This is a genomic window from Aliivibrio fischeri, assembly GCA_038993745.2.
In the GTDB taxonomy this organism is placed as follows: Bacteria; Pseudomonadota; Gammaproteobacteria; order Enterobacterales; family Vibrionaceae; genus Aliivibrio; species Aliivibrio fischeri_B.
Window position 1 is genome coordinate 18152 of record CP160630.1, and the last position, 21100, is coordinate 39251.

Here is a 21100-nt window from a genome sequence, read left to right on the forward strand (position 1 = left end):
TGATAAAGCCGCCTCGAATTATTAGAGAGCGGCTTTTATTTATTCTTTTACTTTGCTCTTTAAGCATGAAAATAATGATTTGCTTTTTTTATTATATTTTCTGTTATGTTTTTTATACCATTCTGGATAATTAATAAAAATACCGCCTCTTTCAGTCATTTCATCAAAGTTTATTCGATACATAATAGAAGCATTATCTGCACCATCGAATGTATTATAATCAATATATTGAATTGCTTTTTTTATCACATAGCCATTCCATGCGGGCTTCATAGCTTCTATCCAAGATGATTCAGTGCCAAAGAAAGGCTCTTTTATACCGATGAATTGAATTATTGTTGGATCAAAAACATAGGTACAATTTTCATGTATTAATAATGTTGCCATATGATTTTCATTATTGTCGCGATTTACATCAAGCCATGTCATACCAGGTCTTGTTAATTGACATAGTCTATATTTAATATTTTCTTCTTTTATGCCGTATGATTTAAGAATCGTTCCTATGTGCTTTGCAGAATCAAAGCATTTTCCAGAAGGTTGGTTTATAAACTCTTGTACGACATTATCATCGATAACTTTATTTATAATGTCCTTTATAGTTTTCTTTTTTGTTATAGAGTAATTCTGATGCTTACTCTCTTTTGTATATGATAAATAGTTTTTTTTGTTATTTAATAATGAGGGGTATATTAATTTTTTATTGTAAATAAATGGGTGGTGGGTGAGTGTTTTCTTATTATTAATTAAAAATTGTAAATAGCTTCGTATAGAAAATGGAATGTCTAATTTAATTTTATTTGATAGGTCTAATACCCCATCTCTTTTAGGTAAAAAACGTATAACTATCAAGTTTTTTTCCTCGTTATATTTTTTATTTTTAATTTGTATAAATATTTTTTTGTTAAACGAGGATGTACAAGACTTGAGATGTCTTGCTCTTTGAGTTGATGAAGATAGATATTTTTATATAGCATATTTAATAAACCACTAAAATTATATTGGTAGTTTATAATATATGTATATGATTTTGTTTTTATTACATTATACGCAAGAAGGTGTTATAAATACGCTAATTTTTATTCATGAAACTGTACTTTTAAAAATGCCACTACCACCGTTATTAAGTGGTAGTGAAATTTTATTTAACTAATTTAATACTTTCAACATCTATTGTGGTTTCAGTAAATGTTTTATTAATTTGCCCTTGAATTGTGATGGCTGTTTCTGGTGTAACTTTTAATCCTCTCCATTTACTATAATCAATGTTTACGCTGATCGTTCCTGATGCATCAGTGAATACGTATAAACTACCGCCTAAAGAGGCTGCTAATGAACCAGTTAATGTTACTGGAGTGTCGTCACTGAAAACTCCGGCATCTAATACTGCTTTCACTGATTTTAATCCATACACAGGGCCTGAAAACCCTTGCCGATTAGTGGTGTTTGCAGCAAAACTTGGCGATGAAATAAGAGCTATTAGAAACAGAATTTTTTTCATTAGTAATCTCAATAATTATTTAATTTTTTTAACGCTTCACTTGGAATATCCAAATAGTATCCTTGAATATAATCAATATTAATTTGACGTATTAGTTCAACTTGCTCTAGGGTTTCAACGCCTTCAGCAAGTATTTTTCCTCCTTCATTATGAATTTCATTGGTAATTAACTTTAGTTTTTCGATGATTTCATCATCATCTATTATCTTTTTGATTAATGATATCCCTATTTTTGTTAATTCTGGGTTTACTATTTTTATAGTCTCATAATCAAAATATCCACAACCGACGTCGTCAAGCCAAAATTCAAATCCCAATGTTCGATATTTGTTCATCGCTGATATTATTTTTTCCCAGCAAGGAATAAATGTATGCTCAGTTAACTCAAGTTTTATTTTCGATTTATCTTCTACTTTATTCAATAATATACTAACACTCTTATCTAACAGCATATATGGTGATAGATTAATCGATATGAATCTATCATTATCAATGTGATTTGTTAGATTTAGTATCTGTTCTAGACATATTAACTCTAGCTCATGCATTACATCCTGTGATAGTGCAGCGGAGAATAAATTGTTAGCTTGGAATAAGCTTGAATTTAATGGGCCTCGTGATAAAGCTTCGTAGCCAATAAGTTCTTTTCTCTCTGAATCGTAAATGCCTTGTAGAAATGGAGTGATTTGTTTGTTCTCCAGAACTTTTTTTAATTCGCCATGTGGAGTTGAATACAGTTTATTTAAATTTTTATGTATGAAATTATAATTCTCTCTGTATTTTATAGTCGATAATTCAATTTTTGCTAATCTGAAAGTTAGAATACCAAGTTTATCTTGAAGGAAAATAGTAATACTGCTTTTAATACTTAAATGTATTTGTTCTACATTATTTCCTTCATTTAGAAAATAAATTTTATTTGATTTGTGTTTTTCATCGTGCAAAATAAACTTATTTTTCGATGTTATATGAATAATTAACTCTTTCCATAAATTTTTACAGTAAGAATATCCAAAGAGTTCTATAATTAATGGCCAGTTAGTTAGAGCTACTAATGTAATTGTTTTCATGTTTAAACTTGCCTAAAAATTATATGACGGATTTTTACCAATGGTCATTATGGCCTTCGTTTAGCTAACGAAGGCCATAATTATTCCTACGGGATGTTGCTTAGTGACGAGTCTATTATTAAGTTATGTGAGAAAGTAAAAAATCACTTAAAATGCAATTAAATCTCGTTTATGTGCATCTATATATCTATAAAAATAATTACTTCGCTTTCCTTTGTTTGTTTTATGAATGTTTTTTGCGTTTTGTAGAGTTGTGAGATTAAGTATTTCCAAGTTTTAAGGATGGAATGTTCATACGTCACATAAGTAAGAATTTTTTGGCCTCTGACATTTCTCTAACATAACGCCTTATTTATTCCGTACACTGCCCGCTTCTTAGTTAGTTTGGTTTTTTCATGTCTGTTTTCAAATATTCACCGCTCTTTTTCTCTTTATTTTTAACTGCTTGTGGCTCTGATTCTGAAGATTCATCAGATACTTCAAGTTATTGTGATACGAGTATGGGGAGTAGGGTGAGTGAAAATGGAAACATGAAAACAACATTTCCTAAAATTAGCTGCCAAGTTATAGTTAATCCTGATATTGGTTTTACTGATTTTCATTCTATTTCAATTAAAGATAACCAATGGAAGCCTGTTCCTTCATACCCTGAAACCAGTACAGTTTATTATCGCTGGGATTGGTCGGTTTTGCAGCCTACGGATGCTGATTCATTCGATTTCTCTGAAATAGAAGAAGTGGTAACTAAGGCGCAAAATGCCAATAAAAAATTAGCTCTACGCATTGTAGCAATGGAAAATACGGGCTACGGAGCAGCAGAAAGCAAATTACCAACATGGTTAATGAACACTATTTCAGGAACAGATGCTCCTAATGGTGTGTTTATTCCTGATTATACGAGCTCTGGGTTTTTAAGTGCGGCCAATAAGTTGATAGCTAAATTAGGAGAGGTATTTGATGATCCTGATTTAATTACAAGCATAGATATCGGTATGGTTGGTTCTTGGGGTGAGTGGAATTTAGAAGATGCTTATCCTGGTGACGGCACGTTAGGTTTATACGCTAGCGGTGAGAAAGGACTATTTTCTAATTTTTCTCGTTTTTCTGAATACGCTGATATGTTCGAATCTGCGTTTACTCAAGTACCTAGAGTAATGTTAATTGGTTCAGCTAATGAAAATGAAACCTTTTTAGCTCAAGCAACAAGTAGTACAAAACCAGCTGGGTGGCGAGCCGATTGTTTGGGCGATAAGTACGGTTATTTTTCTAATAGTTGGAGCCATATGGATGAAGGCTACCCTGAGGCATTAACAAACGCTGAACAACATGGTTCGCCGAATATTAAAAGCATCTGGAAACAAGCTCCCGTTCAGTTTGAAACTTGCGATGATATGACGGTATGGAAAACACATCATGCATACACAATTAACGATGTCACTGAAGTGTTTAATTATGCACTTGACCATCACGCATCATTGATTAACGCAAAATCAAAACCAATTCCTGATGAATTTCAACCTGCTGTTCAAGAGGTACTTAAAAAGCTCGGTTATCGTTTTGAATTAATCTCTCTAACGCATTCTAAAGAGGTTTTAGCATCAAATTCGATGTCAATTACTTCTGAATGGAAAAACAGTGGTGTAGCCCCTTCTTACTATCCATATCGACTTGCTTATCGCTTTGTTGATGCTTCTGGAAATGTAGAAGCAAAACAAGAGACCTCAAGAAATGTTCTTGATTGGTTACCTGCTGAAACAAGAACGGGCACGGCTCCTGTGATTAATCTTCAAGATGATATTAAGGCTCCAGCGTCAACAGGCATATATGATTTACAAGTCGCTTTAGTAAATGATCTTGGGGATGCACACATTAAGCTTGCGATAGACATGCCCCAAGAAAATAATTGGTATACGATTTCTAAGGTTACGATTAATTAATGTCTTTGTTTAAGGCAGTCTAAGCAATAAGAAATCGTAAAGATGTATGGTCTCTGAGCGAGTTGGAGCTTGCTCATTGATTTGGATTAATTGATGTTTAATCGTATAGATCCGAAAACCGACAATAGAGATAAGAATAAACGCAATGACGTAGATAATTGTATGATTGGATATGTTCATGCTGCCCCACCTTATTGAAAAATCAATGATAACGACTGCTTACATTAACCATACATTTAATGTGGGTTTAATTCTGATAACTGGATTAAAAAAACAGCATAAAGTTTAATTTTTATCCAAAAAAAACAGCCACTATCATCGAGTGGCTGTTTTATTATATTTATGATAAACGTTAAGATTAACGAGTTAGATACGCTGCAACGAAACGAGTAATATCAACCATATCTGATACTTTAATGAATTCTTCCGTTGTATGTACTTTTGACATACCAGTAGAAAGGTTAACCGTTGTTAAGCCTTTTTCATTAAATACGTTTGCATCTGAGCCACCACCAGTCGGTTTAGTAAACGGATCGATGTTAATGCTTTCAAACGCTTCTTTAATACTTACAACATGTGGGTTTTCATCTGCAATTTTATAAGCGTTGTATGCGCGAGTAGAGATGATTTCAATTTCAGCACCGTGTTTATCAGCTGCTGCTTTAAATGTTGATTCCATATGTTCAACTTGCTTCGCTAATTTTTCATCATCTAGAGAACGAGCTTCACCTTCAATGTACAGCTCTGGCATCACAATGTTCGTTGCTTGACCACCACGTACGACACCGATGTTAGCCGTTGTTTCTTCATCAATGCGTGATAATGTCATATTAGTAATCGCATCAGCCGCAACCGTTAGAGCATTAATGCCTTCCTCTGGAGCTAAACCTGCGTGGGCTGGACGACCTGTAATGGTTACTTTAAGGTTCTGTTGACCTGGTGCTGAGGTAATGATGGTACCGATAGGGCCGCCTGAATCTAGCACGATAGCGTGGTTAGATTGAATGTAGCTCATATCGAAATTTTTAGAACCGTGTAAACCGCCTTCTTCATAAACCGTAAAAGCCAGCTCTAGTGTTTTGTGCTCTTGGTTGTTTTCTTTAATTACTCGAACCGCTTCCATTACAGCGGCGATACCTGATTTGTCATCACCACCAAGAATAGTGTTACCTTTAGAGCGGATTACACCATCTTCAATAATTGGTTCAATGCCGTTACCCGGCGTTACTGTATCCATGTGAGAGCTAAATACAATGCTTCCCTCTAATGAACCGTCCAATCGAGCATAGATGTTGAAACCATTTGATACGTACTCTGGTACTGGTAATTTTGATACGGTAAAGCCAAGCTCACCTAATTGCTCTGCTAACGCTTCTGCAATGGCTTTTTCATTTTTTGATTCACTATCAATCTGGATAATATCTAGAAAGTGATTTACTAAACGTTCTTGATTCACTTGAGTCATGATTTTTCTTCTTTCTTAAAGGAAACTTAAAATCACTCTAACCAAAGAAAGCGCCCAGAAAGATGAACTGAATCAATAAAAGCGCCGACAGCTTTACCATATTCATGCGTTATATCTTAATAATTAAAAGGTATAACAAATAATCAATATTTTATAACATTTTGCAACTTTCTCGATTCATATCACTCTTATCTATATATTAATAAGAAAGGTAACGAGGTTGCTATGAAATCACGATTAAAAATCACAACAGTTGCTCTACTGTTTGCTTCATTTTTTGCTGTTATAACAAGTTTCTTTTCTACCGCTGAAGACATGACTCAGCCAATGAAAGGGGACAATGAGGTTGCGACTCTTGCTGGGGGATGTTTTTGGTGCACTGAATCTGATTTAGAGAAGTTAGATGGAGTGGTGGATGTGGTTTCTGGTTATTCTGGGGGAACCCTTGAAAATCCAACCTATAAGCAAGTGTCATCAGGAACATCAGGTCATATTGAAGTGATTCAAGTGACGTTTGATCCGAAGGTGGTTTCTTATGAACAGATCCTTGATCATCTTTTCAGGCATATCGACCCAACAGATAATAAAGGATCGTTTGTTGATCGCGGTCCTCAGTATCGTCCTGCTATTTTTTATCATAATGAAGATCAGAAAGTGATCGCTCAGAATTTTATGAAAGATATTGATGCAGCAGGGATTTTTCCAAAACCGTTAGCTACTGAGTTAATTGAGTATAAGACATTTTGGCCAGCAGAAGCGTATCATCAAGATTATTACAAGCGTAATCCTATTCGTTATAAGTATTATCGTCATGGTTCTGGTCGTGATAAGTATTTAGATTCTGTATTTGGTGAAGATAGAGAGGAAAATCCGAAAACATTACGTCAGTACATTACTGAATATGAAATGGCAGTTAATGTGAAGCCTTACAGTAAGCCTTCTGAAAGTCAGATCAAGAAGTCTTTGACAGAACTGCAATATTATGTAACGCAAGAAGAGGGAACAGAACGTCCATTTGATAATGCTTATTGGGATAATAAAGCGGAAGGTATTTATGTTGATATCGTAAGTGGTGAGCCTTTATTTTCATCAACTGATAAGTATAAATCCGGGACTGGTTGGCCAAGTTTTACGAAACCAATTAATAAAGCGTACATTGTCGAAGAGGATGATTTCCAGTTATTCACTAAACGTACTGAGATTCGAAGCAAGTATGCAGATTCACATTTAGGGCATGTTTTTAATGATGGCCCTAAGCCTACAGGTTTACGTTATTGTATGAATTCTGCTGCGATGCGTTTTGTTGCAAAAGCAGATTTAGAAAAAGAAGGTTACGGTGAATATTTGTATTTGTTTAATTAAATAGGTTATAGCTGTATTTAGATTGTTGTATATCAAGGGGGCTTATAAATTTTAATTTTTAGGCCTTTTCAGTTAGTCTCCCATGTATCGTTAATACTTAATGAGTCAGTTTATTACCATGAATAAGTTCAAGATAATGTTACTTTTGCTATTTGTTGCAAATACTGTTCAAGCCAAAGAAGACAAAGAGGCATATCAGGATTGCATTTTCCAATATGTTACTGGGACTGAAGAGCCTAGTGTTTCACTGATGTTAACCAATGCCTGCAAGAAACTTTATATTGATAACTTTATGCTAGAAGAAAAAGAAGCTAATTATAATCAATGCTTACTTGATAATCTTCAAAGTTCTAAAAATAAAGTAGCATCATTGAAAGTTAAGCAGGCATGTGATCAGAAACATCGTAGCTTTTTCAATTAATAAATTGATGTTATTTCAGCAAATCAATAGTAAGAAAACCCCAGCTCATCAGTGGTTAAGCTAGGGTTTTTATTATATAGGTATAATTTTATTTATTTTGTGCTGCAATGTGAGTTGCGATTGCATCCATTAATGCTGGTGATAGGCAATCGTAAGTAGGTAGGCCTAGTTCAACAAAACGAGCACGGATCGCATCCATATCTTTAGGATCTGTACCTGTTTCAATAATAGATGATACAAATGCAGCAAATTGTGGTGCAGACCAACCTTTATCAGCTGATAGCTCTGTGTGAACAAAGTCTAAACCGAAGAACGGATGACCTTCGTTATCAATACGACCGTACATGTGAGTACCACACTCTTTACATGCATGACGTTTAATTGTTGCTGTTTCATCAATAACAACTAATTTCTCAGCATTTGCGATAACTTCAACATTGCCACGTGGAATCACTGCAACTTGAGAGAAGATAGCACCTTCTGGTTTCCAACATTTAGAACAGCCACAAGCATGGTTGTGAGCCGTTTGAGCGGTTAGCTTAACTGCTACTTTATTCTCTTTACATTGACAGTGTAATGTACCGCCTTGGAAGTTTTCATCTGTCGCTGCAAAGCCATTGTCGATTGCTGGATGTAGTTTTGTAATTGTCATTTTTTTTCCTGTAAATACGTTCAGTATTTTTCGTAATGCGTTGTTCAAGCTTTGAACCTTTATCAAATTTTAGTTAGTTGTTTTCGTTATCTGAGCGCTCAAACGATGGGAGGCATTTTTCTCCTTTCTGTGGCGGTAAACAATTAGGTAAATTGTAATTCATTATTACCAATACGTAATAATGTAATCTCCAAGTAAGTGCTCTATTACTTTTGTGTAATGTTTATATTAGTAAGTGTTGTTTTTATCTTTATGATTTTAAAGGTTTATTTTCATGTTTTTTCTTTTTATAAAAAAATAGCTATTTAATAGGTTTTGTAAATCACAACTATAAGTACAAGCTATTATCTTTAATTTATTTCTAGGTTTATTCTATCACCGTAGTTTATTTGGGGATTTAGATATGACAAAAAGTGCATTAGTTGTTGAAGGTGGCGCAATGCGTGGCATTTTTGCTAGTGGGGTATTGGATATTTTCATGAAAAATGAATTTATGCCTTATGACTTTGCTATTGGTGTTTCTGCGGGAGCATCTAATTTATTAGGCTACCTTTCAAATGCACCACAACGCAGTTTTCATGTCATCACTAAATTGGCTACCCATAAACGTTTTTTTAATATTCCTAGATTTGCAAAAGGCGGGGATCTTGTGGATGTTAAATGGCTTATTGATGAGTCTAATATAAGACATCCTCTTGACTTAGATACGTTATTTTCTTCTATACCTATGTATGCAGCAGTAACAAACATTGATAGTGGTCATGCTGACTATTATCAAGTTAAAGAAAATAATCTTAATGATGTTATTGAAGCGACAACGGCTTTACCAATTGCATATAAATCAACACCTTGTTTTTCTGGAGGATGTTATACCGACGGTGGTGTGGCGGATTCTATTCCAGTGAGGGAAGCTTATCGTCGTGGTGCTAGAGATATTACGGTTATTTTATCTCATCCATTAAGTTATGAAATGAAGGCACCTAAATCGTCTTGGTTAATTACGAAATTATTGTCACGGTATCCACAAATTGCGAAAGCTATGCTTGTTCGTGCAGATAATTACAATTTATCATTAGAATTCATTCGTAATCCTCCTGAGGGAACGACGGTTCGTGTTATTGCTCCACCTGAAGATTTTGCAGTTAAACGCCTTTCAATGAAATCTCCTATATTAATGGAAGGTTATCAAATGGGTGTTTCTGCTGGATTAAATCATTTATCAAGTCGTGACGGTACATTTGGATTAGATACTGAAAATTGTCATTTCTGTATTTAATTCTATTTTTATAAACAGTTTTATCGTGCACTTTATATAAACAAGGAATCAATCATGAGTAAGAAGTTAACAACAGCAGCAGGCTGTCCTGTTGCACATAACCAAAATGTTCAAACTGCGGGTAAACGTGGCCCTCAATTATTGCAAGATGTGTGGTTTTTAGAAAAACTGGCGCATTTTGATCGTGAAGTTATTCCTGAGCGTCGTATGCATGCGAAAGGCTCTGGTGCTTACGGTACATTTACGGTTACTCACGACATTACGAAATATACGAAAGCAAAATTGTTTTCTGAAATTGGTAAACAAACCGAGTTATTCGCGCGTTTTACAACGGTAGCTGGTGAGCGTGGTGCTGCTGATGCTGAGCGTGATATTCGTGGTTTTGCATTAAAATTCTACACAGAAGAAGGTAACTGGGATTTGGTTGGTAATAATACACCCGTATTCTTCCTACGTGATCCACTAAAATTCCCTGATTTAAACCACGCAGTGAAACGCGATCCTCGCACAAATATGCGAAGCGCTAAAAATAACTGGGATTTTTGGACATCACTACCTGAAGCACTTCATCAAGTGACCATCGTAATGAGTGATCGTGGTATTCCTGCAACATACCGTCATATGCATGGTTTTGGTAGCCACACGTTTAGTTTTATTAATAGCGATAATGAGCGTTTTTGGGTTAAATTCCACTTTAAATCACAACAAGGCATTAAAAACTTGTCAGATGCTGAAGCTGCACAAGTGATTGGTCAAGATCGTGAAAGTCATCAACGTGATTTACTTGAAAGTATTGATAACCAAGATTTCCCTAAATGGACACTAAAAGTTCAGATCATGCCAGAAGCGGATGCGGCAACAGTGCCTTACAATCCGTTTGATTTAACAAAAGTATGGCCACATAAAGATTATCCTTTGATTGAAGTGGGTGAGTTTGAGTTAAACCGTAATCCGCAAAACTTCTTTGCTGAAGTAGAGCAATCAGCATTTAACCCAGCAAACGTAGTTCCTGGTATTAGCTTCTCTCCAGATAAGATGCTACAAGGTCGTTTATTTGCTTACGGTGATGCACAACGCTACCGTTTAGGTGTAAACCACCAACATATTCCTGTGAACGCTCCTCGTTGTCCTGTTCACAGTTATCACCGTGATGGTGCTATGCGTGTTGATGGTAACTTTGGTAGCACGCTAGGTTATGAACCAAATAATGAAGGCCAATGGGCTGAGCAACCTGATTTTGCAGAACCAGCATTAAATCTTGATGGTGCAGCTGCGCATTGGGATCACCGTGAAGATGAAGATTACTTTTCACAACCGGGTGATCTATTCCGCCTAATGACCGCAGAGCAACAAGCTATATTGTTTGATAATACTGCTCGTAACTTAAATGGCGTACCAAAAGAGATTCAACTTCGTCATTTAAGACATTGTTATAAAGCTGACCCTGCTTATGGTGAAGGTATCGGTAAACTGCTTGATATTGATGTAAGCGAATTTAATTGATAAAAAAGTTAATATAAGGCGACGAATGAGTCGCCTTTTTTATGTCTATCATTTTGATTTAAATAAAATTTATCAAAATGATAAAGTCGTTACTGTTATGGTTTTTTTCTTTGTAAAAAATGAGACCGAGTGTTCACTTTAAGAAATGGCCATATTCATTTTTTTATTTCTGGGGATATAGTCAATCCAATTGCATTAAATGAACCGGAGAAGTACCCCATGAGTGCATACATTCAATTTCCAAAAGAAACGTTTAATAAAACAGCGCCAATTGCTTATGGTGAAGATGAGCAAGAAGTGATGATTGATCAAGTCATTTACGACTATATCTTAAAATACAGCAAAGACTCGGCTGAGGCTCAAGGATTATTATCATTGCTTGTATCTGAAAATAAAGACTTTATTGAGAAAGCTCGTGAATCCTCAGAGATTAAAGAATCTCGAGCTGATTATATTGTTAATTTGATGAGTTCTGCATTATTGAATGTGTCTCCTGTTCCGCTTGATGCGCATCAAACCGTTGAAATTAATTTTGATAATTTAACTTTTCAATGTGGAAAAACTGTAAGTCAGTGTTTTTCTATTCCAGCGTTCATCATGAGCATGATGAGTCAAAATGATGTACAAGAAGTCATTGAATCTGAACTTGTTCATATTGACGCAAAAGACTTTAATTTCGAACTTTTTAACAGTTATATTCGAGGCATTTTATTCTCACGATTATTTGAGAATAAGATCACCGCAGACAACTGGGTCTAGTCTGATTTTATGAGCGGTTATCATTTTGGTATACCGCTCTTTATTATGATGGTTTACGTGAGTTTACATTGTAAATTTCATGAAGTGAGTCGAAAGCCAAATTGCTTTTTTCATTTTGTTCATGAGCGACTGGAAAGCAGATAACAAAATGATAAATCGCATTTAATAATGAGCCGATATATCGAGTGAAATCGTCTTTTTTTGCTAGCTTTGTTTGTGTAAGTACTATGCTATTAAGTGCTGTATCGTTCATAAACAAGGAAAGAAAATGACTAATAAATTAACTTCGCTCACTATTGCTTTTGTTGGCGCATTATCTTCAATGGGAGCACAAGCACATGGCTGGGTTGAATACCCTAGTGCAAGACAAAATACCTGTTATTTAGATGGAGGTTTTTGGGATAACACCATTCCCAATCAAGCGTGTCAGGCTGCTTATGATGAATCTGGCGCTTTTCCTTTTGTTCAGCGAAATGAAGTTGCCGCTAATGTACCTAATTATCAAGATATGGCACACGTTCAAGCGATTGTTCGTGATGGTCACTTATGTTCCGCAGGTGATGCTGCTAAGTCTGGATTAAACTTAGGCTCATTACATTGGCAGAAAACAGCGATAGCACTGGATGCAAATAACCAGATAGAGTTGATCTTTAATGCGACAGCCCCACATAACCCTTCTTACTGGCAGTTTTATCTTTCTAATGAAAATTATGATCCAACGGTTCCACTTACTTGGGGAGATTTTGTTCTTATTGATACTGCAGGTAATGTTCCTGTTGGAGAAGATAAAAAATACCGAATTAAAATAACATTACCAGCAGATAGAAGTGATTCTGCGGTTCTTTATACGCGTTGGCAGCGTGAAGATGCAGCAGGTGAAGGATTTTATAACTGTAGTGACATTTCATTTAACGGCTCAGGCACAACACCACCAAAGCCAACCGATCCTGTTGAGCCACCACAATACTCAGACTTAGGCTATTACATTAATCAAGGATTTGGACCTGTTGAATCTGGAGATACGGTTCGTTTTAGAACGTTTGATTCTACAGGAACTGAAACTACGGATATTAGCTTAGCTATTACAGCAAATAATACATCAACATGGTCAGCCGAATTGGCAGGGCAGTTTAATCAACTCAAGAACAAAGAGTGGTTCATTGGTATTTGGCATCAAGAAATGAATCATTATATGTATGATTCAAATAATATTTATGCAAATAAAGTTTTTGCACCTACAGCGAATGTGAGTTACCAGCTGTCTTTAATTAAAGCCGATATCACCCCACCTGTTGAGCCGCCAGTAGAACCGTCAAATCCATGGGATAAAACCGCAACGTACAATGCAGGCGATATCGTGGATCATAACGGAAAAGCATGGGTGGCACAGTGGTGGACAAAAGGTGAAGAGCCAGGAACGACAGGTGAATGGGGAGTGTGGCGAAAGTAAATTTTAATTAAGGTAACTAGTTCGCTCTATTATTCTTCTTAAAGCTCTGGATTTTTCTGGGGCTTTTTTATTGTGCATTAAAACATCATACTTCTCGACAATGTGATCGAGATCTCTGTATAATTCGCGCCTAGATTTTCTCATTCATCATACTTTCGTTCTTCATCTTTTAGCGCTCTATCGCTTAATCATGACTTGTCAGTAAACCTAGGAATTACTTCGTTGATACAATCAAACAATATCACTATGCAGTTTGGCGCAGAGCCTTTATTCGAAAACATTTCAGCAAAATTTGGCAACGGTAACCGTTATGGTTTGATCGGGGCGAATGGTTGCGGAAAATCAACCTTCATGAAGATTCTAAGTGGCGCATTAACTCCTAGCTCTGGCAACGTATCAATGACACCGGGACAAAAGTTAGGTGTGCTAAGTCAAGATCAATTTGCGTTTGAGCAATTTAACGTAATCGATGTTGTGATCATGGGTGACAAAAAATTATGGGAAATCAAACAAGAGCGTGACCGTATCTATTCATTACCTGAAATGAGTGAAGAAGACGGTATGAAAGTGGCAGAGCTTGAAAGTGAATTTGCTGAAATGGACGGTTACAGCGCTGAAAGTCGTGCTGGTGACATCTTAATCCAAGCTGGTATTGATGAATCACTTCATTTTGGTTTAATGCAGCAAGTGGCACCCGGTTGGAAATTGCGTGTGTTATTGGCACAAGCTCTGTTTGCAAATCCTGATATTTTGTTACTTGATGAACCAACCAACAACTTGGATATTCATACGATCAACTGGTTAGCTGAAGAGCTAAATCAACGTAAATGTACCATGATCATCATTTCGCACGACAGACACTTCTTGAACTCTGTATGTACGCATATGGCGGATATTGATTATGGTGAATTACGTATCTATCCTGGTAATTATGAGTATTTCTTAGAAGCATCTAGCTTGATCCGTGAGCAATTGCTAGCTGGAAATGCGAAAAAAGAAGCTGAGATTAATGAGCTACAAGATTTCGTAAACCGTTTTGGTGCTAATGCATCGAAAGCGAAACAAGCAAGTTCTCGTGCTAAGAAAATGGAAAAGATCACTCTGGATGAAGTTAAGTCATCTAGCCGTATGAGCCCATCAATTAACTTTGGTGAAGGTAAAAAATTACACCGTCAAGCATTAGAGCTTGAAAATTTAGGTCATGGTTTTGATGGTGATGTTCTATTTAAAGGCGGAGACTTACTGCTTGAAGCGGGTACACGTTTAGCGGTAATTGGTGAGAATGGTGTAGGTAAAACCACCTTCTTACGTTGTTTAGTTCAAGACTTAAAACAAAACGAAGGTATTGTTAAATGGTCTGAAAACGCTTCTGTCGGTTATTGTCCTCAAGATAGCACTGCTGATTTTGATAATGATTTAAGTATTTTCGATTGGATCTCTCAATGGCGTACCACTAAGCACGATGATCTTATGGTTCGTGGTATTTTAGGTCGTTTGTTATTTACTGCTGATGATGCAAATAAGAAAGCGCGTAACTGTTCAGGTGGTGAGAAGAACCGTTTATTATTTGGCAAGTTAATGATGCAAGATATCAATGTACTTGTTATGGATGAACCAACAAACCACATGGATATGGAAGCGATTGAAGCTCTGAATAATGCGTTAAAAGTGTACCCAGGTACGCTAATCTTTGTAAGTCATGACCGTGAGTTTGTATCGTCTCTTGCAACGCATATCATTGATATTAAAGATAAGAAGATCATTAACTTCCAAGGCACTTATGATGAATATTTAGATCATCAAGTTAAAATGCTTCAGGTTAAAATTGCCTAATTTATTCGCTTTAGGTTAAGATCTTTAAAAACGCGAGTTTGATTACCAACTCGCGTTTTTTTATTTTGTTTATTTAGGAATTATATATGTCACTCATTAACGCTAAAGAAGCGGCACCAGCACATACTGTCGTTGTACTCGATTTCGAAACTACTGGTTTATCTCCAAATCAAGGAGATCGTGCAATCGAGATTGGTGCTGTTAAATTAGAAAATGGTGTGGTGGTTGATCGCTTTCAAGGTTTAATGAATCCGGGGTTTAGAGTCAGTTCATTTATAGAAAACTATACTGGTATTTCTAATCGTATGCTTGCAGATGCAGCCAGTTGTGATGAAGTGATGAATGAGTTTGCCAACTTTATTCAAGGTTGCAATTTGGTTGCTCATAATGCCTCGTTTGATAAGCGTTTTTTAGATGGGGAGTTAGCGTTAATCCAGCGTGGATATGATGGGGATTTTGCTTGTTCACTATTAGTTTCTAGACGATTAACTCAAGAAGCGTCGTCGCATAAATTAGGCGATTTGGTTGCTTATCATCAAATTGAAAATGATGGTGTATTTCACCGAGCATTAGCTGATGCTGAGGTTACGGCATCATTATGGTTAGTATTATTAGAGACGTTAGAAAGAGAGCACGGAATAGTAAATCCAAGCTTTGAATTAATGATGAAGATAGGTAAAACCCCTAAAGCATCCATTGCAAATTTTTTGAAAAAGAATCGCTAATACGAAGGGGTGGGGTATTGTTTTAAAAGTAGACGACTTACAATGAAGAAATAAATAGATTGTAACTCATTGGATGATAACCATAATGGATTTAAATTTACTGAAAACGTTTGATGTTGTAATGAATACACTTAGTGTAAACGAAGCAGCTGAAACATTAGGAAACACTGCTCCGGCGGTCAGTCATACTTTAAATCGTTTACGTAAACAGTACCAAGATCCTTTATTTGTCCGTAAAGGGAGAGGAATCGTTCCAACTAACTTTGCTATAGAGCTTCATGCGGAAATTCAAGAACCACTTAATCGATTACTTAATGGCGCGAAATCTCGTCAAGCGTTTGAGCCTAAAACCAGTAAACGTACGTTTCGTATATCAAGTCATAAAGATTTAGATTTGATGGTGGTTCCTCCATTAATTGCTTATCGGGATGAAAATGCACCTAATGTAAAGCTTAAAGCAGATATTGAGCATTTAAATGAGCAAGACAGACAAACAGATTTACGAATGCGTAAAGTGGATTTAATTCTTGCTACTGTTCCTTTAGAAGAGCATGGTTATCACAATAAACTGCTTTTTGAGCAACAGCTTGTTGTTGTATGCAGTAAAAACCATCCAAGGATTAAAGACAGTATTACTCAAGAACAGTTTTTTGCTGAGCAGCACTTATTGTGGCAAACCCAAAGAATGGATAAATTCATTATGGATTCTTTGGTAAAAGAAAAATTGCCTAAAAGAAAAGAAGCTTATACAACGGGTTCTGTATGTAACTCTATCGTAATGGCAGCTCAAACGGATTGGCTCTGTGTTACTGGAGTATGGCATGCCAAGATGTTATCTAAAATGACACCACTTACTATTTTACCTTTGCCCTTTGAAGCCCACCCCTTACCTGTTTATATGACATGGCATAATTCACAGCACTCTGATACTGGTCATCAGTGGCTCAAATCTATGTTTGAGCAAGTAACTAATAACCTGATAGATTTAAAATTATAATATTAAATCCATTAGATTTTGGATTTAATATTATTTAATCCACTTTTCAAAGTTACGCTATCGATCGTTTATTTTTCGAGCCTTATTATTTCTCTATCGACGAACAAGCTGAGTTGTTCGTCTTCATAGAGAAGATGAGTTATGACATTAAAAAAATCCATAGTATCACTTGCTGTAATTACAACATTAGCACCAACGCTTGTGCTTGCTGCTTCAACAACTAATCAACCAAAAGAAGCAACCCCTTTTACTATTCAAAAAAATGATCAACTAAAACAATATTTAAATTTTGATAATAAAGCTGATTTTGAAAATGCTTCTCGTGGTTTTATTGCTACTTGGCCAGAAAAAACGATTAAAGATGCGAAGGGAAATGTGGTTTGGGATTTCGCTAAATTTGATTTTATCAATCAGGATAATGGTGTAGAAACCATTAACCCATCACTTCTTCGTCAAGCTAAATTAAATAATATCAATGGGTTATTTAAAGTTAAAGATGGCGTGTATCAAGTGCGTGGTTTTGATTTGTCAGTTATGTCATTTATTCGTGGTGATGATGGTTGGATTGTTATTGATCCACTTATTTCTCCTGAAACTGCAGCTGCAGGCCTTAAATTATTAAAAGAAAATGTGGAAGATGTGCCTGTTACCGGTGTTATCTTTACTCACTCTCACGTTGATCATTTTGGTGGTATTTTAGGTGTAACGACTCAAGAAGAAATTGACAATGGGGATGTTGCAATTGCTGCTCCTGAAGGCTTTTTCTCGCACTCTGTTGCAGAGAATTTGATGGCTGGTACAACCATGTCACGACGTTCATCTTATATGTATGGTAACCTTCTTGAAGCAAGTAACAAAGGCATGGTTGATGGTGGTTTAGGTAAAACAACATCATCAGGAGCTCCTGGTATTGTCAAACCAACAGAAATTGCTAATTACACTGGCCAAGAAATGACAATTGACGGTGTGGACTTAGAAGTTATGATGGCTCAAGAGTCTGAGGCTCCTTCTGAGTTTATGTTTTATTTCCCGCAATATAAAACGATGATGGCTGCAGAAGTCATGACACATACTATTCATAATATTTCGACATTACGTGGTGCTAAAACTCGTGATGCGTCTTCGTGGGCTACATATGTTGATCAAGCCTTACATACCTATGGTGATAAAGCTGACACAATGATAGCTTCTCATCACTGGCCAACTTGGGGTCAGGAAAATATTAAGAGTCAGTTAGCGAAGACTCGTGATATGTATAAATACGTGCATGATCAAACATTACGCCTAGCAAACAAAGGTTATACTCCCAATGAGATTTCAGCGACAATTAAGTTACCAGATTCATTAGGCAAAGAATGGTATAACCGTGGCTATTACGGTACGGTTTCGCACAATGCTCGCGCAACCTATGATTATTACTTTGGTGCGTGGTGGGATGGCAACCCTGCAAACTTAAATCCATTAACTCCAACGGAAGAAGGTAAAAAGTACGTTGAAGCGATGGGAGGCGAGAAAAAAGTTATTGAAATAGCACAAGCTGCAATTAAAAAAGGTGAATATCGCTGGGCAGTAACTTTGCTTAATAATGTAACATTTGCGAATCCTAAAAATATGGATGCTCGTTATCTAGAAGCTGATGCTATGGAGCAACTAGGCTATCAATCTGAGTCTGGCCCTTGGAGAAACTATTATTTAGGTGGCGCTAAAGAGCTTCGAAATGGTATTAAACCTGTTGCAACAACACATACAGCAGCAATCGCAGTGAATATGCCATTTGATCAGTTTATGAAATATTTAGGGGTAACAGTTAAACCTGAAGTTGCCAAAGGCATGGACATTAAAGTGAATATTGATGTTGAAGGTGATGGAAAATACTCAATGGATTTAAGTAATTCAGTATTGAAATCATACTCAGGAACTCAATTTGATAACGCAGATGTAAATATTACGCTATCTCGTCAGACATTTGAAAGTATGATGGCGAAAAAGACAACATTGAAAGATGAAATCAAAGCGGGTCAGTTTAAAGTATCTGATCAAGCTAAGTTCCAGAAATTTATGTCTGTATTTGATCAATTTAATTTATGGTTTGGTGTTGTAACGCCATAAGTTAAATGCAAATAAGCCCCATTGAATGAAGGGATTCGATGGGGCTTTTTATATTTTAAATTAACAACTAACTTTTCATTTATTTATATAGGAATGAGACTAAAAGCGTCGATTTAGAAGTGTGATAAATTGTCTTTTTCTATCTGACTTCCATCCGTATTCCATGGCTAATGACCAATTTTGATTAAATACGTAGTTAGCCCCAACTAAGCTAGCCCATTTATCCGTATTACTTTGTTTTACTTTATAGTCAATGCCAACCCCTTCGTAGTTATACGTTCCGGTTAGTGTTAATGTGCTATCTAAATAGGTACCGCCAGCATATACGGCGATAGATTGAGGGCCTGTGATCGGGAATATCTTTCCTACCCTAGGTGAGATATTGACGATTAAGCCTTCTGCATCATTCTTTTTCATATCAGCGTAAGTTACTGAAATAGGTAGAGTGACGAAATAACTGTTCCACCCTGAAGCCAATACGGTTCCTAAGGTATAGTTTGTACCTTCTAAATGAGCGGTAACACTTACATTAGGATTTTTTCCTTGTAGCCTACATGATGGAGGCTTTAATATTCCGCTGCAATCTCTACCTAATTGTTTAATTAAATCATCGCCGCTGAATTGTATTCCTATATCAGCCGTCCCTTTAATTTTCCCTACCGCTCCAAAGACATTCATAAAAGGGAATAGCCACGCATCTAGCTTTAGCTGAGGTGATTGAGTGTTATTACTGTTGTTATCAAAAGAAACAAAATCAATAGGGTACTGTTTAGAGCCATTAATCCCCACATCTAAATCACGGATATCCATGTATTGAAAAGTATCTGTATAGATAATGCTTATGCCATAAGGTTTGGGTAATGAATAACCTTTATCAATGACTGCTTGTGCATAAAAAGGAAGTGACCTTTCCCATTTTTTCGGGCTTTTGTTGGTTTTGGTGAATAGCTATCAGCTTTTGTAGGTTCGGTTTTATTTGGAATCGTAAAGTCACCTAATCCTGTATCGTTTAAATCATGGTTAACGGAGGTTGATAAGTAGCGCAATGTTCCTGTTGCACCGAAACCAGAATTTGATAGTACATAGACTGGGACATCATTTTCTGCATCAAGAAGTGCGGCTGAAGTTGTTGTCCCTTCATCATCAAGATTTAAGGCCGCTTCAAGTGAAAGAGTGTGGACTCCTCGCTTGTATTCAGCGATTGCCTCTTCTGTATCAAAAATAGCGAGGGCTTCATAATTACCAAGAGCCAAGCCAATACCAAGGTCATATCGGTTAACATCAATATAAGTAATTGAAGAATCTTCATTATTATAAATAGCCCCTCTTCCTGTCGCTCCTCCAATTGCCGGAACCATGATGCCTGATAAACTGACTGTACCATAGCCTTTTGCTGATTGAAGTTGGTCGGCAACATCAGGGTAGTCTTTACTGATTTTAGTGATGATCTCAGAGGAGGTGGTATTTATTTTGTTTCTTACATCGTCTCTGTCTTTTTTGGGAACATGAGAGCTGCAACCTACCAATATTCCTAAATAACAAAACCATAAAATACGAATCACCATATGCATAATCCTTTAGCTAAAGCTGATCGAAGCGAAAAAGAGAGTGGGATCTAAAGCGCATTAATTCTTTTGGCCACCGTATTTGTGAATAATTAAGTATAAGGTATTTATTTGTGACTGTTTGGTTTTTAAGGAAATAAAATCACTATTAGTTGTTTTCGTTATTCATTGTCGCTTTTGTTCAATTTTCAAATAAATAGGAAGATTATCATACTCTGAACTAATCATATTTTTTCTGTAAAAACGGAAAAATAGTGGGGCTAATTGATGAGAAAAAAAGTAAAACTTCATTTGTTTATCATCTTGTTGTAAATAATTGCTACCAAGATCTTAAAACGATGAAAAAGAGAGGTTCATCGAAAAACTTTCATTGCTATTTTTTCTGTATACGGTGGTAAAATCTCGGAGCAAAATAGAGCAGTTTAATCCCCCTTGTTTTATGAGGGACCTGCATTAGATTGCTTACCATTGATTT

General features: G+C 36.1%; 19 protein-coding genes. 11 read left to right on the forward strand and 8 right to left on the reverse strand.

The genetic code is table 11. The features are described from left to right. Nucleotides 1-39 precede the first annotated feature (39 nt). The 3 genes from AAFX60_014110 to AAFX60_014120 form a co-directional block, all read right to left on the reverse strand. Nucleotides 40-852 carry a hypothetical protein gene (locus tag AAFX60_014110; protein ID XDF79569.1) on the reverse strand — a complete coding sequence of 271 codons (813 nt, stop codon included), beginning with the start codon at nt 850-852 and terminating at the stop codon, nt 40-42. Between the two features lie 289 nt (nt 853-1141). Then, nucleotides 1142-1501, reverse strand: coding sequence for a NirD/YgiW/YdeI family stress tolerance protein (locus AAFX60_014115; GenBank protein ID XDF79570.1), 360 nt, complete (start codon nt 1499-1501; stop codon nt 1142-1144). Between the two features lie 8 nt (nt 1502-1509). Continuing rightward, on the reverse strand, nt 1510-2571 hold the full coding sequence (locus AAFX60_014120) for an EAL domain-containing protein (protein XDF79571.1): 1062 nt from the start codon (nt 2569-2571) through the stop codon (nt 1510-1512). A gap of 395 nt (nt 2572-2966) precedes the next feature. Between AAFX60_014120 and AAFX60_014125 the strand changes: the two genes are divergently transcribed. Further along, entirely contained in the window at nt 2967-4508 is a 1542-nt protein-coding gene (locus AAFX60_014125; GenBank protein ID XDF79572.1) for a DUF4832 domain-containing protein, read from the forward strand. A gap of 9 nt (nt 4509-4517) precedes the next feature. Here AAFX60_014125 and AAFX60_014130 read toward each other — a convergent pair whose 3' ends face one another. Together AAFX60_014130 and AAFX60_014135 are read right to left on the reverse strand one after the other, a co-directional pair. Further along, nucleotides 4518-4688: a hypothetical protein gene (locus AAFX60_014130; GenBank protein ID XDF79573.1), complete on the reverse strand. Its 171-nt coding sequence runs from the start codon at nt 4686-4688 to the stop codon at nt 4518-4520. Nucleotides 4689-4866: 178 nt separating this feature from the next. Further along, nucleotides 4867-5973: a M20/M25/M40 family metallo-hydrolase gene (locus AAFX60_014135; GenBank protein ID XDF79574.1), complete on the reverse strand. Its 1107-nt coding sequence runs from the start codon at nt 5971-5973 to the stop codon at nt 4867-4869. A gap of 225 nt (nt 5974-6198) precedes the next feature. On the opposite strand from AAFX60_014135, the gene msrB reads away from it, so the two are divergent. After that, the gene (msrB, locus tag AAFX60_014140; GenBank protein XDF79575.1) at nt 6199-7335 is read left to right on the forward strand and encodes a peptide-methionine (R)-S-oxide reductase MsrB; all 1137 of its coding nucleotides are present in this window, start codon (nt 6199-6201) and stop codon (nt 7333-7335) included. 118 nt (nt 7336-7453) lie between these two features. Continuing rightward, nucleotides 7454-7756, forward strand: a complete 303-nt coding sequence (locus AAFX60_014145) for a VF_A0006 family four-cysteine protein (GenBank protein XDF79576.1) — start codon at nt 7454-7456, stop codon at nt 7754-7756. Between the two features lie 88 nt (nt 7757-7844). Here AAFX60_014145 and gfa read toward each other — a convergent pair whose 3' ends face one another. Next, on the reverse strand, nt 7845-8408 hold the full coding sequence (gfa, locus tag AAFX60_014150) for an S-(hydroxymethyl)glutathione synthase (protein ID XDF79577.1): 564 nt from the start codon (nt 8406-8408) through the stop codon (nt 7845-7847). A 403-nt stretch (nt 8409-8811) separates the two neighbouring features. Here gfa and AAFX60_014155 point away from each other — a divergent pair, with 403 nt between their 5' ends. The 8 genes from AAFX60_014155 to AAFX60_014190 all read left to right on the forward strand — a co-directional run bounded on the left by AAFX60_014155 (nt 8812) and on the right by AAFX60_014190 (nt 19060). Further along, nucleotides 8812-9684: a patatin family protein gene (locus AAFX60_014155; GenBank protein ID XDF79578.1), complete on the forward strand. Its 873-nt coding sequence runs from the start codon at nt 8812-8814 to the stop codon at nt 9682-9684. A 54-nt stretch (nt 9685-9738) separates the two neighbouring features. After that, entirely contained in the window at nt 9739-11187 is a 1449-nt protein-coding gene (locus AAFX60_014160) for a catalase (protein XDF79579.1), read from the forward strand. Nucleotides 11188-11406: 219 nt separating this feature from the next. Then, the gene (locus AAFX60_014165; GenBank protein ID XDF79580.1) at nt 11407-11946 is read left to right on the forward strand and encodes a hypothetical protein; all 540 of its coding nucleotides are present in this window, start codon (nt 11407-11409) and stop codon (nt 11944-11946) included. A 268-nt stretch (nt 11947-12214) separates the two neighbouring features. Beyond that, complete coding sequence (locus AAFX60_014170) at nt 12215-13396, forward strand: lytic polysaccharide monooxygenase (GenBank protein ID XDF79581.1); 1182 nt, start codon at nt 12215-12217, stop codon at nt 13394-13396. A 222-nt stretch (nt 13397-13618) separates the two neighbouring features. Next, on the forward strand, nt 13619-15229 hold the full coding sequence (locus AAFX60_014175; protein ID XDF79582.1) for an ABC-F family ATPase: 1611 nt from the start codon (nt 13619-13621) through the stop codon (nt 15227-15229). Between the two features lie 86 nt (nt 15230-15315). Further along, a complete protein-coding gene (locus AAFX60_014180) occupies nt 15316-15954 on the forward strand; it encodes a 3'-5' exonuclease (GenBank protein ID XDF79583.1) in 639 nt (212 codons plus the stop codon). Between the two features lie 85 nt (nt 15955-16039). Further along, a complete protein-coding gene (locus AAFX60_014185) occupies nt 16040-16951 on the forward strand; it encodes a LysR family transcriptional regulator (protein ID XDF79584.1) in 912 nt (303 codons plus the stop codon). Between the two features lie 141 nt (nt 16952-17092). Further along, entirely contained in the window at nt 17093-19060 is a 1968-nt protein-coding gene (locus AAFX60_014190; GenBank protein ID XDF79585.1) for an alkyl sulfatase dimerization domain-containing protein, read from the forward strand. Between the two features lie 99 nt (nt 19061-19159). On the opposite strand, the gene AAFX60_014195 is transcribed toward AAFX60_014190, so the two are convergent. Together AAFX60_014195 and AAFX60_014200 are read right to left on the reverse strand one after the other, a co-directional pair. After that, nucleotides 19160-19870: a hypothetical protein gene (locus AAFX60_014195; GenBank protein ID XDF79586.1), complete on the reverse strand. Its 711-nt coding sequence runs from the start codon at nt 19868-19870 to the stop codon at nt 19160-19162. A 29-nt stretch (nt 19871-19899) separates the two neighbouring features. Then, nucleotides 19900-20625 carry a hypothetical protein gene (locus tag AAFX60_014200; protein XDF79587.1) on the reverse strand — a complete coding sequence of 242 codons (726 nt, stop codon included), beginning with the start codon at nt 20623-20625 and terminating at the stop codon, nt 19900-19902. Nucleotides 20626-21100 lie beyond the last annotated feature (475 nt).